The sequence below is a fragment of the Brevundimonas pishanensis genome, from assembly GCF_022750635.1.
In the GTDB taxonomy this organism is placed as follows: Bacteria; Pseudomonadota; Alphaproteobacteria; order Caulobacterales; family Caulobacteraceae; genus Brevundimonas; species Brevundimonas pishanensis.
Genome location: NZ_JAJKBG010000008.1, coordinates 1 through 14,900 on the forward strand (window position 1 = coordinate 1; position 14,900 = coordinate 14,900).

At 62.6% G+C, this 14,900-nt stretch carries 12 protein-coding genes and 1 tRNA gene; 8 read left to right on the forward strand and 5 right to left on the reverse strand.

What is annotated here, in order from left to right; translation table 11 throughout:
- Positions 1-192 precede the first annotated feature (192 nt).
- Positions 193-269 (reverse strand) — tRNA-Arg (locus LOX95_RS13085).
- A gap of 332 nt (positions 270-601) precedes the next feature.
- Between LOX95_RS13085 and LOX95_RS13090 the strand changes: the two genes are divergently transcribed.
- Together LOX95_RS13090 and LOX95_RS13095 are read left to right on the forward strand one after the other, a co-directional pair.
- Positions 602-3,709: a helicase-related protein gene (locus LOX95_RS13090; RefSeq protein WP_345791456.1), complete on the forward strand. Its 3,108-nt coding sequence runs from the start codon at positions 602-604 to the stop codon at positions 3,707-3,709.
- A 20-nt stretch (positions 3,710-3,729) separates the two neighbouring features.
- On the forward strand, positions 3,730-4,080 hold the full coding sequence (locus LOX95_RS13095) for an RNA-binding S4 domain-containing protein (protein ID WP_242915345.1): 351 nt from the start codon (positions 3,730-3,732) through the stop codon (positions 4,078-4,080).
- Positions 4,081-4,138: 58 nt separating this feature from the next.
- Here the strand turns inward: LOX95_RS13095 and LOX95_RS13100 are convergent, their stop codons facing one another.
- Positions 4,139-4,756, reverse strand: coding sequence for a YceI family protein (locus LOX95_RS13100; protein WP_242915347.1), 618 nt, complete (start codon positions 4,754-4,756; stop codon positions 4,139-4,141).
- A gap of 282 nt (positions 4,757-5,038) precedes the next feature.
- Here LOX95_RS13100 and fdxA point away from each other — a divergent pair, with 282 nt between their 5' ends.
- Positions 5,039-5,380 (forward strand): ferredoxin FdxA, encoded by a 342-nt coding sequence (gene fdxA, locus LOX95_RS13105; protein WP_242915348.1) that lies wholly within the window; start codon positions 5,039-5,041, stop codon positions 5,378-5,380.
- Positions 5,381-5,688: 308 nt separating this feature from the next.
- Complete coding sequence (locus tag LOX95_RS13110; protein ID WP_242915350.1) at positions 5,689-6,252, forward strand: CarD family transcriptional regulator; 564 nt, start codon at positions 5,689-5,691, stop codon at positions 6,250-6,252.
- 74 nt (positions 6,253-6,326) lie between these two features.
- Here LOX95_RS13110 and LOX95_RS13115 read toward each other — a convergent pair whose 3' ends face one another.
- Positions 6,327-6,896, reverse strand: a complete 570-nt coding sequence (locus tag LOX95_RS13115) for an OmpA family protein (RefSeq protein WP_242915352.1) — start codon at positions 6,894-6,896, stop codon at positions 6,327-6,329.
- 319 nt (positions 6,897-7,215) lie between these two features.
- On the opposite strand from LOX95_RS13115, the gene LOX95_RS13120 reads away from it, so the two are divergent.
- The 3 genes from LOX95_RS13120 (at position 7,216) to LOX95_RS13130 (ending at position 11,086) form a co-directional block, all read left to right on the forward strand.
- The gene (locus LOX95_RS13120) at positions 7,216-7,974 is read left to right on the forward strand and encodes a hypothetical protein (protein ID WP_242915354.1); all 759 of its coding nucleotides are present in this window, start codon (positions 7,216-7,218) and stop codon (positions 7,972-7,974) included.
- A 305-nt stretch (positions 7,975-8,279) separates the two neighbouring features.
- Positions 8,280-8,603: a hypothetical protein gene (locus LOX95_RS13125; protein ID WP_242915356.1), complete on the forward strand. Its 324-nt coding sequence runs from the start codon at positions 8,280-8,282 to the stop codon at positions 8,601-8,603.
- Between the two features lie 113 nt (positions 8,604-8,716).
- The gene (locus LOX95_RS13130; protein WP_242915358.1) at positions 8,717-11,086 is read left to right on the forward strand and encodes a TonB-dependent receptor; all 2,370 of its coding nucleotides are present in this window, start codon (positions 8,717-8,719) and stop codon (positions 11,084-11,086) included.
- Positions 11,087-11,090: 4 nt separating this feature from the next.
- On the opposite strand, the gene LOX95_RS13135 is transcribed toward LOX95_RS13130, so the two are convergent.
- Positions 11,091-11,495 carry a DUF983 domain-containing protein gene (locus LOX95_RS13135; RefSeq protein ID WP_345791457.1) on the reverse strand — a complete coding sequence of 135 codons (405 nt, stop codon included), beginning with the start codon at positions 11,493-11,495 and terminating at the stop codon, positions 11,091-11,093.
- 119 nt (positions 11,496-11,614) lie between these two features.
- Between LOX95_RS13135 and LOX95_RS13140 the strand changes: the two genes are divergently transcribed.
- A complete protein-coding gene (locus tag LOX95_RS13140; protein WP_242915359.1) occupies positions 11,615-14,479 on the forward strand; it encodes a tetratricopeptide repeat protein in 2,865 nt (954 codons plus the stop codon).
- Between the two features lie 142 nt (positions 14,480-14,621).
- On the opposite strand, the gene LOX95_RS13145 is transcribed toward LOX95_RS13140, so the two are convergent.
- The gene (locus LOX95_RS13145) at positions 14,622-14,900 is read right to left on the reverse strand and encodes an HU family DNA-binding protein (protein WP_242915361.1); all 279 of its coding nucleotides are present in this window, start codon (positions 14,898-14,900) and stop codon (positions 14,622-14,624) included.

Consider the following 14,900-nt stretch of genomic DNA (forward strand, 5'->3'; position numbering starts at 1 on the left):
GCGCCTCAATGCCCGATGCGCGTCAAACCAGCCCAGAACGTTTTTACACGGCCTCAGTCAAAAGCAGAAGTTGGATTCCGGTGCTAACGAGCTTAGTCGTCGAGAGCACACAAGTTCTAGGTGCGAACGATTCTTATCTAGAGCCACTCTTAACTGGTTTTGAGCCAGTTCTAAGTGGTCCCGACAACAAAATGGCGACCCCGGGAGGACTCCAACCTCCGACCTCGGCTTTAGGAAAGCCTTGCTCTATGCAGCTGAGCTACGGGGCCACTGTTGGGGTGAGTAGTGGACCTCGGCGCGGGATGGAAGCCCCTCGCGCCGGAGTGGGCGGATTTTCTGTGAAATTCCGAACAGGAGCGACCCGTTCTGTCCATACGATTTTGTAGTTAACCTTTGTGGTTAAGGTGCATTAACCTACTAGATATGGTATAGAACAAACCCCGAATCATTCGGTGTCTCTGATTCGGTCATGATTCGTTCGCGCCGTGTTTCGACGCTTGGTAACGGGTCGTTCATTCTCTCTCTAAAAGTCGTATTTCGGGCGGTTGTGGGCAGACTTCGTTCTGGCCTTGGGGTCTGCATGTGCTAGGGCAGGCGGGTCATGAGTGATCGTTCCACTGGCCTTGCGCCCTCGCGCATCACGGCCATCCTCGGCCCGACCAATACCGGCAAGACCCACCTGACGGTCGAGCGGATGCTGGGCCATGCGTCGGGCATGATTGGCCTGCCGCTGCGTTTGCTGGCGCGCGAAGTTTACGAGCGCATCGTCAAACAACGTGGCGCGGCCTCGGTGGCCCTGATCACCGGCGAGGAAAAGATCGTCCCGCCGCGCCCCGCCTATTTCGTTTGTACGGTCGAGGCCATGCCGCTGGAGCGGCAGGTGGATTTCCTCGCGGTCGATGAAATCCAACTGGTCGCCGACCCCGAGCGCGGGCATGTGTTCACCCAGCGCCTGCTGCATGCGCGCGGGCGGTTCGAGACCATGTTCCTGGGCGCAGGCACGATGGAGCCGCTGATGCGGCGTCTGGTGCCGGACGCCGAGATCGTCACCAGAGATCGTCTGTCAGTGCTGTCCTATGCGGGGTCGAAGAAGATCACCCGCCTGCCACACCGCAGCGCCGTGGTCGCCTTCTCGACCGAGCGGGTTTACGCCATCGCCGAACTGCTGCGTCGCCAACGGGGTGGGGCCGCGGTGGTGATGGGTAGCCTGTCGCCCCGCACCCGTAACGCGCAGGTCGAACTGTTCCAGTCGGGCGAAGTCGATTTCCTTGTCGCCACCGATGCCATCGGCATGGGTCTGAACATGGATGTGGACCACGTAGCGTTCGCAGGACTGAAGAAGTTCGACGGTCGCCGCACTCGATACCTGTATGCCAATGAGATGGCCCAGATCGCGGGCCGCGCCGGTCGCCACATGCGCAACGGCACCTATGGCGTGACCGCCGAGGCCGAGGAACTGGACGAGGATCTGGTCGAACAGATCGCCGAGCATCGCTTTGATCCGGTCGAAGCGGCCGAGTGGCGTAATGCGCGACTGGATTTCGATACCTTGCCAGATCTGTTGCGTTCGCTTGAGAAGACGCCGGATCGGGCGGGCTTGCGCCTGACTTTGCCGTCATTGGACGAAGTGATGCTGCGCCGTCTGTCGCAGGACGAGGAGGTCAAGAAGGCCGCCCGATCGCGCGGTACACTGATGCGCCTCTGGGAAGCCTGCCAACTTCCGGATTTTCAGAAGACGACGACGGACGAGCATTCGCGGCTGGCCAAGGAGATATTCAGCGCCCTGACGACGGGTCACGGGCGTTTGCAGAACGACTGGATTGCCCCGCTTTTTGCTGATCTGGACCGAGATGACGGCCAGATCGATCAGGTTTCGGCGCGGTTGGCGGGCGTTCGCACGCTGGCCTACATCGCCAACCGCCCTGACTGGCTGCATAATGCCAAGGAATGGGCTGAAAAGACCAAGGCGCTTGAAGAGCGTCTGAGTGATGTGCTGCACGAAAAGCTGACGGCGCGGTTTGTGGACCGTCGCACTTCAGCGCTCATGCGGGTTTTGAACGACAGCGCCGAAGTCTCTGCCGGCGTGGCAGAGGATGGCGAGGTCACTATTGAGGGCGAGGTCGTTGGCCGGCTGGAGGGGGTGAAATTCACGCCTGATGCCGGTGGTTCGGCACTTGCGGATCGGGCGCTGCGTCAGGCAGCCACCCGCGCCGTCGCCCCGGAGATTGGACGGAGACTAAAGGTTTTGGCCAACGAACAAGACGCGGGTTTCACGCTGGATGCGGACGGTTCTGTCCGTTGGCAGGGGGCTGTGGCGGCCAAGGTCGTCAACGATGATGTCTTCCACCCGCGTGTGCACCTGATCGGCGATCTGGGCGATGCGGCGGCGCGCGAGGCGGCGCAAAAGCGCATCGAGACCTGGCTGGCCGAGGAGGCGGGCCGCGCGCTGCGTGATCTGAAGCGTCTGAAGCGTGCGGTGGATGATGGGGTGTTGACCGGTCTGGTGCGCGGAATTGCATGGCAGATTGTCGAGGCGGGCGGCATCCTGCCGCGTGCCGAGGTGCGTGATGATCTGGCGGCTCTGTCGCCGGAAGATCGCAAGTCGCTGGGCAAGTTCGCCATCCGCATCGGCACCTATGGCGTTTGGCTGCCGTCAATGCTGAAGCCGCGGGCCATGACCTTTGCGCAGGCGTTTGCGGCGCGTGACGGTGGCAAGGCGCTGGAAGGCGAGGGCCTGCGCGAACTGCGCGGGGACAAGCCGTCGGCGAAGGCGCTGGCGGCCTTCGGGCGTCAGGCCGTGGGGCGCTTTACGGTTCCGGTCGAGATGCTGGAGACCTATGCCGATCTGAGCCGCAAGGCGGGTCGGAACGAGCTGCCGCAAGAGGCGCTGGATACCCTGGGCTGGAACATCGGTCAGGTACGCGCCGTCCGCTCGGCCCTGCGTGGTCCGCGTCGTGACGAGGCGACAACGGCTGCTGCCCCCGCCGTGGTGGACGAGAACAACCCGTTCGCTGCCCTGATGGCGCTGAAGGCGGCAGAGCCGGAAGCCAGGCCCGCCAAACCCCGCCGCGAGAAGAAGCCGAAGAAGGCTGCAAAGCCTGTGGCCGAGGGCGAGACGCCTGCGGAAACCACTGAAGGCGAAGAGGCACCCAAGAAGAAGCGCCGCCGCCGTCGCGGCAAGGGCAAGGGCGAGGCTGCCGTGGCCGAGGGCGCGGAAGCGAGCGAAAGCGCCGGTGTCGAAGGCGCAGAGGGCGAAAACTCTGTGGCCGCCGAAGGTGATGCAGCGCCCAAGAAAAAGCGCCGTCGTCGCCGCAAGCCCAAGGGCGAGCGCGTGGCGGCTGAGGGTGAAGCTACCGAAGCCAGCGAAGGCGAAGCGGATGCTGCTGCTGCCACGCCAACGGCTGACGGTGAGGCCGCTCCGAAGAAGAAGCGTCGCCGTCGTCGTGGCAAGAAGCCGGTGGCTGAAGCCGGTGCCGATGGCGCCTCGCCTGACGCCGTTGAAGGTGCGGGTGAAGCTGCTGCTTCTTCCGAAGCTGGCGATGCTCCTGCCGAGGGCGATGTGAAGAAGAAGCGCCGTCGTCGCTCGCGTAAGCCGAAGTCGGCTGCTGAAGCTGGTGAAAGTTCGGAGGTGGCTTCTGCCCCCGCGGATGAAGCACCGTCGGACCAACAGGCATCACCGCTTGCGCCTGAACCTTCGGGCGAGGGCTGAACCCATGCCTGGGTGCCGCTATGGATGACAGCGCCGCTCCCCAATCCATCCGGATTGATCTGTGGCTCTTCTACGCCCGCTTCTTCAAGACGCGGGCGCTAGCGGCCGAAATGGTGTCGAAGAAGAAGGTACACCTGACCCATCAGGGTCGGCAGGTGCGTCTGGATAAGCCCAGCCGCACGGTCCACGTCGGCGACGAGATTATGTTCAGCCTCGGTGGTCGGATCACACAGGTTAAGGTGCTGGCCATCGGCGAGCGCCGTGGGCCAGCCACCGAGGCGAGGACGCTTTACGAGGATCACTCGCCCAAGGATCAGCCGCAGCCGGTCGCCAAATGGGATGGTGATCGCGGTGGTCGCGGACATATTTAAGGGCGCAGATCCGAAAGCCTGCGCCCTTTCTTAACCGCCTCAAATGGCGAAGGGTCGCCTATTTGACGAACTCGCCCTCGATGTGAAGTTCGACCTCGTCACCCAATGCCGGCAGGCCGTAGGTGATGCCGAAGTCCGAGCGTTTGATCTTGGCCTCGGCGTCAAAACCGGCGCGGTATTTACCGCGCATAGCACCGGCCTGATTGAACTCGACTTCCAGTTTCACCTCTTTGGTGATGCCCTTGATGGTCAGGTCACCATAGACGTCGGCCTCGTTGGCGTCGTCACTGTCCACCACGATACGGGTCGAGCGGAAGGTGGCCGTCGGGTGTTTCTCGACGTCAAAGAAGTCCGCGGTCAGCAGGTGGCGCTTGAGCGCTTCGTCGTTGGGGGCGATGTCTGCGATCGGAATTTCAGCAGTGAGCGAACCGCTGGCCGGATTGGCGGGGTCCAGCTTCAGCTGCGCCTTCACATTCACGAACTGGCCGATGTAGTCGGAAAAGCCGAGGTGATCGATCTTCCAGGTGATGCGGCCATGCGAGGAATCGAGGGCGTAATCGCCTGCCTCGACCTGCGCCGGGTTCTTGGTCAAGGCGTTCTGGGCCACGACACCGCCGGTCCCCAGCAGTGCAACAGCCGAGGCGACGATCAGAGTTAAACGGGCTTTATTTTGCATAGGCGTTCTCCGGAAGGTCTGAAACGCGAAGAGGGTGGGTAAAGGCTTGTCGCCTGACTTGCTCGAAAAGCTGACAGTCCACCCTGATGAGGTCGGCAATAGCACACCGGGGGCACGGTAAATACGCACAGGGCCGATATCCAGTTCACGTCGCGGTGTCCCAAACCGGATTTTTTGCGTCTTTGACCAAGGTTGATGGCGTCATCGGTTGACAGGCAGGGGAGGGAGGGGGCATTTGCCCGCCCTCGACCTCAACCAGTTCAGACGGGCCCGACTGCCGCAATGACCTACATCGTCACCGACGCCTGCGTGAAATGTAAGTTCATGGACTGCGTGGAAGTGTGTCCGGTGGACTGCTTCTATGAAGGCGAGAACTTCCTCGTTATCGCGCCTGATGAATGCATCGACTGCGGCGTGTGCGAGCCGGAATGCCCGGTGGATGCCATTGTGCCGGATACCGAGGACGAGCCCGACGGCAAGTGGCTGCAGATCAACGCCGAATACGCCAAGGTCTGGCCGAACATTACGGTCAAAGGCACCCCGCCTGCAGACCGCGAACAGTTCGAGCGCGAGACCGGCAAATACGAAAAATACTTCAGCCCGAAGCCCGGTAAAGGCTCCTGAGTTCAGCGCCATTTTCTGAACACAATTGGGCATAGCACAGCTTTGGCGCTGTGTATGTTTTGAGATTTAGCAATTTTGTGGTAGGTTCCTCCCATTCGAAACGGGTAGTGCCGCAACTCTGCACGCTATCCGAGTTTGCGACAGAACCCCGCATTTAACGGGGTCGGCCAGAGGTTCGGTGATCCTGTACAGCATCTGATGTGTGGCTTTGACATTCTCCCGACGGAATCAAATCCGGCGGCGGGAATGCTTTTGCTCTATCGGAATGTTGCTCAAGTCACCGGCGTTTGTGCCGGGAAAGGAATGTCATGACGAGCAAGTCCGGTCTGGAATTCAAGGTTGGCGACGCTGTGGTCTATCCGGCCCACGGTGTTGGCAAGGTTGCCGCGATCGAAACTCAGGAAGTCGCGGGCATGTCGCTCGAGGTCTACGTCGTGACCTTCGATCATGAAAAAATGACCCTGCGCGTACCGACCAAGAAGGCCGCAACGGCTGGTCTGCGTACGCTGGCTGCCGACGACACCGTCACCAAGGCCCTGACCACCCTCAAGGGCCGTGCACGCATCAAGCGCACCATGTGGTCGCGCCGTGCGCAGGAATATGAAGCCAAGATCAACTCGGGCGACCTGATTTCGATTGCCGAGGTTGTCCGCGATCTATTCCGTGCCGACACCCAGCCTGAACAATCCTATTCGGAGCGTCAGCTCTATGAATCGGCTCTGGATCGCATGGCCCGCGAAGTCGCTGCTGCCAACGGCATCGACAAGGACGCTGCCATTGCCCTGCTGAGCAAGTCGCTGGCGGCCAAGAAGCCGATCGCATCGGCGGCTGCCGCTGCTGCCGAAGCAGAAGACGAGGCCGAAGCCGCTTAATCGGCTCTGCCAGATATACAAAAGGCCCGGACAGCGATGTCCGGGCCTTTTTTATTGTCTCGTACCGATCGGGATCAGGACAGGACGACGATGGCAACGCGGCGGTTCTGGGCGCGGCCTTCACGGTTGTTGTTCGTAGCTACCGGATTGGATGCGCCGTACGAAATGGTCGACATGCGGTTGAGCGGAATGCCCTGGGTGCTGAGGTAGCGGCGAACGGCCTCTGCACGGCTTTGGCCAACGCGTTCGTTGGTCGCGGCGCTACCCGACGAATCGGTGTGGCCCTGGATTTCCAGATAAACGTTGCGGTTCTCGGCCTTCAGGCGCTGGGCTAGCTCGGACAGGCGCTGTTCGGCTTCCGGCGACAGGGCGGTCGCGTTGTTCGGGAACTTCACCGAGTCGTCCGACAGTACGACTTCGTATAGGAATTTGCCTTCGGCCAGTTTGTGGGCCGCGTTTGCACGCGAGAGGGCTTGGTTGGCGGTGCTTTCAACGCCGGTAACGCGGCTGTCTACGGCGCTCACGCGCTCGTCGACGACGGCGATGTTGTCCCGCACGAAGCGGTGACTGGCGCAACCGCTCGCTGCGACGCCAAGCGCCAGAACGGTGCCGATGGCAAAGGCTTTGCGGGTCATGATCGACATCAAGTTGCTCTCTGTTAACGACGGAGGGCTCTCCGCCAGACATGCAAGGTGAACTAAGTTTGACAGTCTGGGCCGCGTCATGACCCCGAAAAGGCAGGAATTTGTCACCTTGGCCGTAACTGAACGCACCATCGGGAATATATTTCCTCAAAAACCATCGTTTGCCATGAAGTTGGCATTTGCTGGTGTCTGACTATGTAAAATGTAGAGAGCTTGCTGCCGTGGAGTCATTGTGCGCCGAAACTCCAAGATCACGACCCGACGCAACCGCAATACAAGCTTGGCCATACTCTTAAGCTTGACCGTACATGCCGCGGTCGTGAGCATTATTTGGGGGATGCGCGCACAGTCACCCGCCGGGCCAGAGCCTTTACCGGTGGTGATGGTGGAGCTGATTGACCCGCCCGAACCTCCACCGCCGCCGGAGCCCGAACCGGATCCCGCTCCGACCGGACCACCCGCAGAAGTGCCCACACCTTCCCAAGCGGCACAGACCAAGGAAGCCGCAAAGGCCCCTACGGTTACGCCCAAGCCCCAGACCGCACCGCCGCCGCCCATCCACCGGCCGCCACCCCCGCGGGTGCCAACCGAGGTGGTGGCCGTATCCTCCGCGCCGCCAGCCCCTAACATGCGTCTGCTGGGCGATGGGGAACTGGCGGGCGCACTGGTCGCCGGAGCCGGTGCGGGAGGTGGATCGGGCGAAGGGGGCTCGGGCGGTGGCGGAAGTGGCGGGTCCGGGACTGGCACGGGATGCAATATGGCCCGACGCCTTCAAGCGTTGGTCCGGCGCGATGCGCGGGTTCAGGCGACAGTGCGCGCGGCTCAGGCGCAAATGCAGTCAGGGCGTCGGGCTATCGTTATCTGGGACGGCGACTGGGTCCATGCTCTGGATCAGGACGGACGCGGCTTGGCCGGAGTACGTCAGGCGATCGCGGTGGAGGTCGCCTTCGCCCCGCGCGAGTGCAGGATGGAGCGGGTCAACGGCACCGTCGTGGTGTCCCTGGGGGACGATGCGGGCTCACCGCGACTGGCCTTTGTGGCTCCCAGTTGGCGCTGGGGTGAACTCGCGCTGCGCTGAGGCGGTTCGTCTTAGGCCTTAAAGTTTGTATTCAATCGAATACTTCTAAACTTAGGGTTCTACGAAAACGCAGAGTTTTCTTCTGGTAAAGCTTCGAATAACCGTGATCATCTGAATGGTGAAACGTGAACGCGATCAGGAGTTTCCGTATTTTTGCCACATTCTGGACAGCGTCGTTCTTTGGTTACCTGGCTAATATTACAGCGTTATTCACGAAAATGTTGGATCGAATTGCGGCAATCTCACGTTAGCGTCCTGTTCAAGATGGCCAACCGCCTAAGGGCGAGTGCAGGGAGGGCAGCAAAATGGCTGAGACCTGGGGATTGGAAGCGGCGCGCAGTGTTCTGCGCGAATGGGCCACGCAACGCGTCGACGAGGCGACTCAAAAGAGCGGTCTGACGGTGCAGTTTGATGGCGTCGAAGCCTGGTTGTTGGCACAAGAGCCGCAAACGCTGGAAGAGGCCGAACGGGTACTGGTTGTGTTGGAAGCCTATCACGCCGGAAGGACCGAGGGTCTGGACGTGCTGATGAGAGCCGCAGGCGAGCATCGTCGGGACGGGGCCGCAACCTCCCGTGTCGGCCACAGCTTTGCACCGCGTGCCTATGGCCCCGTCGGCGGGCGGGCGTAAAATCAACTTAAAAGCGATCCTTACGTAACGTAAGGTATTGGTTCGCGTGGTGGTGTTCTGCTAGAGCGGCGTTTCTTTGGTCGCCGTGGCGACGCTCTTGCGCGAACCTCCCTGTGAAATCATTGCGTCTCGTCATGGCCAGTGCGCCATGGGTACTGCTGTTGGCCGCCGGCCCCTCCTTCGCTGCGGAAGAAGTAGAACAAGCACCCACGTCGGTCTCGGACATTGTGGTGACAGCCGAGCGGGGACGGGATGTGCTGGCGAGGGTGCCGTTGTCGTTGACGGTGACCGACGGGGCGTTGCTCCGCGACCTTGGCGTCCGCGACATCAAGGATTTGCAATTGACGACGCCGGGTCTGCTGACGGCGTCTTCGTCCAATCAGACTTTTACCACGGCCCGTATTCGCGGTGTTGGCACGGTAGGCGACAACCCGGGCGTCGAGAGTGCTGTCGGCGTTATGGTCGATGGCGTCTATCGCCCGCGCAATGGCGTGGCTCTGGGCGATCTGGGCGAGGTGGAGCGGATCGAGGTCCTGAAAGGCCCGCAGCCGACCCTTTTTGGCAAGAATGCTTCGGCGGGCATCATCAATGTGGTGACGGCGGTCCCGTCGTTTGAGCCGTCGCTGAACCTCGAAGCCACGTTTGGCGAGTATGGCACAGAGGGCGGCAGCATCGGTCTGAACGGTCCCTTGATCGAAGACCAATTGGCGGGGCGCCTCTACGTCGCCACCCGACAGCGCGACGGGCTGTACTCTGTACGCACGGGCGAGGGTCCGCGCACGGCGACCGATGACCAGAACGAAAACTACGACACCATCCGCGGCCAACTGCTGTGGACCCCGCGCGATACCGTCAGCGCGCGTTTGAGCGCCGACTATACGGCGCGGGACGAGCGCTGCTGCGTCGGTGTTCAGGTGCTTACCGGCCCGACGGCCCCGATTTTGGCGGTATTGTCGCCGGACGGCGGGGTGATGGCGACGCATGATCCGGACGCCCGCATCGCCTATTCCAACCGCGACACCAACACCCGCATCCGCGACCGTGGCGTGTCGCTGCATGTGGATGCCGATCTGGGCTGGGCGCGTCTGGCTTCGGTGACGGCGTACCGCGACTGGCGCGGAGTGATCTCGCAGGACTGGGACTTCAGCTCTGCGGACATCGCCTATCGTCCGGATGACGGAAGCTGGTCCAACCGTTTCCGCACACTGTCGCAGGAGTTCCGTCTGTCGGGGGAGACGGCGCGCTTTGACTGGAACGCAGGCCTGTTCCTCGCCGACGAGAAGCTCAGCCGCCGCGACAGCATCCTTTATGGGCGCGACTATGAGGAATATGTCGGGCGTCTGCTGACCCGTAGTGCGGGTAATCCGCTGGGGCAGGCCGATGGCGTGTCGCAACTGACGGGCCTGCCGTTCGGCACCAACTTCATCGAGGGCGAGGGTCAGTGGGACGCCTATGCCCAGCGCGCCAAGTCGGCGGCCCTGTTCGGCCAGATCGACTATCGCCTGACCGATGCGGTGACGCTCAGCGCGGGCGTGCGAGCGGCGCATGAGAAGAAGACCATGACCGCCGACTATCTCAACATGGACGGTGGGGCGGCCTGCGGGGCGGCGCTCGCGCGAGGTGTCAGCAACGCCATGCTGTGTCTGCCGTGGTCGAACCCCGCGTTCAACACTCTGAGGCAGTCCGAAAGTCTGACCGACGAAGGCGTAACCGGCATGGTCCGCGCCGAGTGGCAGGTAAGCGATCAGGTACGCCTGTACGGCGGCTGGTCGCGTGGTCGCAAGAATGGTGGTTTCAATCTGGATCGCGGCCAGACCAATCTGGTGCCGGATGCCTCGCGCGCTTTCCCGTCAGAACGGGTGGATGCGTTCGAGGTCGGCTCAAAGGCGGTCTTGCTCGACGACACCCTGTTGCTGTCGGTCGCAGCCTTCCGCCAGACCTATGAGGATTTCCAGCTCAACACCTTCCTGGGCACCACCTTCCTTGTGCGCTCGATCCCCGAAGTGCGGGCCAAGGGGGCAGAGGTCGATGCGATCTGGCGCCCCATTGAGGGGCTGTCGGTGCAGGGCGGCGTTACCTATGCCCAGACCGAATACGGCGATGATCCGATTGCGGGCCTGCCATTGCTTGCGGGCAAGCGTATGAGCTTTGCGCCGCTGTGGTCGGGGGCGTTGTCTGGCACTTATGAGCGCAATGTCTGGGGCGATCTGACGGGGCGGGTGACGCTGGGCGCGAAGTATAGCTCGGCCTACAACACCGGCTCCGATCTTGATCCGATCAAGGTCCAACCCGCCCACTGGCGCGTGGATGGCCGCATCGCTCTGACCCGAGACGACGCGTGGCGTGTCGAGGTATGGGGCCGCAACCTGTTCGACGAAACCTATCGTCAGGTCGCCTTCGGCGCACCCTTCCAGACCGGAACACTGGGCGCATTCCTGGGCGAGCCGCGCACGGTGGGCGTGACCCTCAGGTTAGCGCGCTAAGGCCTTAGAACCGCGCTTCGGTGGCCTTGTGCTTGTATTGGGCGCAGGCCATCCAGCCTTTGAACGGGCGCAGCAGGCCAAGGCACAAGAAGCCGATCAGCGGGAAGGTGAACACCATGTGTACCCAGATCGGCGGGTGGACGGTGAACTCGAAGATCATGAAGCCGACCATGCCCAGCGTGCCCATGATGGACATGACGAAGAAGGCCGGACCATCTGCGGTGTCGGCAAAGCTGTAGTCCAGACCGCACTTCGAGCATTTGTCGGTGATGGTCAGGAAGCCTTTGAACAGCGGTCCCTCACCACAGCGCGGGCAGCGGCAGCGGATACCCGTAACAACGGGGTTGAGCGGCGGGTACTGTTCTTCTGACACGGTGTGACAATCCACATTCTGGCGGGCGATAGGCATCGCCGCATGTCCGACAGGTTTCGGATTTTATCGCTATCAGTTCAAGCGGTCGTTTTGTCCAACCAAGCTTAACCGTCGTTAACGACGAGGAAAGCCCCTTGGGGTGACAATGGGGGGATATGTCCGGGGCCCGTGTGACCAAGCGTGTGTTGAAGACCTCTGCAGCGGCTGCCGCTGCGGGGGTAATGGTGCTTGCGCCCATGGAAATGCCGCTGGCGGTGGCACAGACAGGCGACCCTATCGAAATCCGCGTCGGGGCCAACGAGGCCTTTACCCGCGTCGAGTTCGCCGGTGTCATCGGTCGCCGCGCCCGCGTGCGTCAGGACGGTCGTCAGGTCATTGTGCGGTTGGGATCGACCGCCGCTCCCGACGTCAGCCGTCTGAAGGTTGATCCGCCCAAGGGTGTCTCCAAGGTCGAGACCCGCGCGGTTACGGGCGGGACCGAACTGGTTCTGACGCTGGCTGACGGGGCAGAGGCAGGAGCCGGAAGTGCCGATGGCGCGGTGTGGGTCAACATCCGTCCCGAAGGTGCGCCCGCAAGCATTGACCCCACGGCCAAGTCGGCCACCGCCGTGGTGCCTGTTACGGTCGTGCGCGAGAACGGTCGGGCAAGACTTCAGTTTGCTTTCAAATCGCCCGTAGCGGCGGCTGTATTCAAGCGCGGAAATGCCGTCTGGGCCGTATTCGACACCAAGGCCGCCATCCAGATCAAATCGGGTGAAGGTGACGGCATCCGCTGGGCCGCCGGTCCTGACTATACGGTCGTGCGCATCGAGGCCCCGTCGGCTCAACCTTTGTCCGCGCAAGCTGACGGCGCGAACTGGATTGTGTCGCTGGGCGAAAGTTCGGCAAATGACGGAATACACATTGTCCGCGATGACGAGGTGAAAGCCAGTCTGTCGGCGCAGGTCTCGGGCGTACGCCGTACCATCTGGATTACCGATCCGATGTCCGGCGAGCGTATCGCTACCGTGCCGGCGCTAGGACCTGTGAAGGGGGTGAACGTCGCCCGCCGATCTGTCGACGCGCAGATTTTGCGCACGGCGCAAGGACTGGCCGTCGAAGCCTTTGCCGATGACCTGAGCGTCGATACGGCCACTGATCGGGTTATCATCAGCCGTAAGGGCGGCCTGAAGCTTTCCTCGCCGACGGCGGCGCTCGAAGCGGCCGGAGCACCCGCGATCGATGCGCCTAAAGCCGCGCGTTTCCCTGCGCTGATCCAGACAGGGTGGGCCAACACCGGAACGGTCGGCTTCTCTGTTCGTCACCGTGACCTGCAGTTGGCGGCGCAGACGGAAATGGCGCGCGCGGCAGATGATCCGCGTGCTCCGGTCGAGGCACGTCTGGCCTATGCGCGGTTCCTCGTAGGCTCGGGCCTGCACTATGAAGCCATCGGCATTCTGAATGCCTTGATCGAACAGACGCCGGGTATGCTGGGCGTGCCGGAAGTGCGTGGTCTGCGCGGCGCGGCGCGGGCCAGCATCGGGCGACTGGAAGAAGCCGAAACCGATTTCACCTCCGGTGCCCTGGCCAATGATCCGGCCAGCCGCGTCTGGCAGGGCTATATCGCGTCCCAGCAAGGGGACTGGGCTACCGCGCGCCGTATGTTCTCGGCAGGGGCCAGTGCGGTTGATGCCTTCTCGACCGACTGGCGCGCGCGCTTTGGTACGGCGCATGCGATGGCGGCGCTGGAAACCGGCGACAAGGGCGGGGCCCGCGAGTTGTTGAACTATGTGTTCGGGCAACCGGCTGTGCCATCTGCGGACCGTCTGGCCGCGCGTCTGGTTCAGGCCAGGCTGTTGGAAGCCGCGGGACAGGGCAAGCGCGCTCTGGCCATCTATACTGCCGCCTCCCGCGCGGGGATGGACAACATCCGCACCACGGCCAAGCTGGGCGTCGTGCGTCTGTCGCTGGCCAATGGCTCGATGACGCCGGACAAGGCGGCCAAGGAGCTGGAGCTGCTCAAATGGCGCTGGCGCGGGGACGGTATCGAACTGGCGGTGATCCAATCGCTGGGCGAGCTCTACCTGTCGCAAGGCCGCTATCGCGAGGCGCTGACGGCGCTCAAGGGCGCAGGCGGACGGATTACCAGCCTGCCCGGTGGTGACAAACTGCAGGAGCAGTTGGATCGCGCCTTCCGCGCCATGTTCCTTGAGGGTGCCGCGGACGGGCTTCAGCCTGTACAGGCGCTGGCGCTGTTCTTCGATTTCCGCGACCTGACGCCGGTTGGTGCAGACGGCGACGAGATGGTCCGCCGTCTGGCCCGTCGCCTGATCGACGTTGACCTGCTCGATCAGGCCGCGGAGCTGCTGAAATATCAGGCCGAGAACCGCCTTGATGGCGTAGCCCGTGCGCAGGTCTCGGCCAATCTGGCGGCGGTCTATCTGATGAACCGCCAGCCGGAACCGGCACTGCAAGCGCTGTGGAGCTCGCGCTCGACCCTGCTTCCCAATGCGGTGGCGGCCGAGCGTCGTGCACTGGAGGCCCGCGCCCTGATGGAGCTCGGTCGCTATGACCACGCCATCGAGATTTTGGGCCGCGATGCCACCCCCGCTGCCCGTCAGGTTCGCGCCGAAATCCTGTGGAAGCAGGAAAAGTGGGGCGAGGCTGCTATTCTGTATGAGCAGGGGCTCGGCGAGCGCTACAAGGACACCGCCATCCCGCTGACCGTCAGCGAGGAGACAAATGTTATCCGCGCGGGCGTGGGTTATTCGCTGGGCCAGAACGGTGCTGCACTGTCACGGCTGTCGCAGCGCTATAGCCCGTTTGCAGCAGGGTCGCGTTCACCCGGTGCAATGCGGATTGCTCTGGCAGGGCTGGAAGGCCAGGGCGCAGGCGGTCCTGCAGACTTCAGCAATCTGAGCGCACAGGCCGACGCCTATGCCGGCTGGATTGCCGAAACCAAGGCCGACTTCCGCGAGCGTACCCAAACCAAGCCTGCGACCGCTCCGGCAGCGCGCCCAGCCGCAGCACCTGCAGCCTAAACACTAACGATTTCGAAGATTGCGGCGGGCGGCATCCGGTCAGGAACGCTGTCATCGCTATCTCTCGCCAAGGGCCGCGTGGAGAGATGCGGAAAGAAGTGGAAACGGCGACACCCGTAGGTGCCGCCGTTGTCCGAAAGGATTAGCTGTTAACAGCGTCCTTGAGCGGCTTCGACACGCGGAAGCGCACGGCCTTCGAGGCCGGGATCTTGATGGTCGCGCCGGTAGCCGGGTTGCGGCCTTCGCGTTCTGCACGCTCAGCGGTGTCGAACACGCCGAGGTTCGAGATGCGCACGTCGCCGCCCGACTTGAGCGACTTGTGGATGTTCTCGACGATGGCGGTCAGAACCTTGCCGGCGTCTGCCTGCGAAACACCTGCGTCCTTGGCGACGGCAGCGATCAGTTCGGCTTGAGTGGTCAT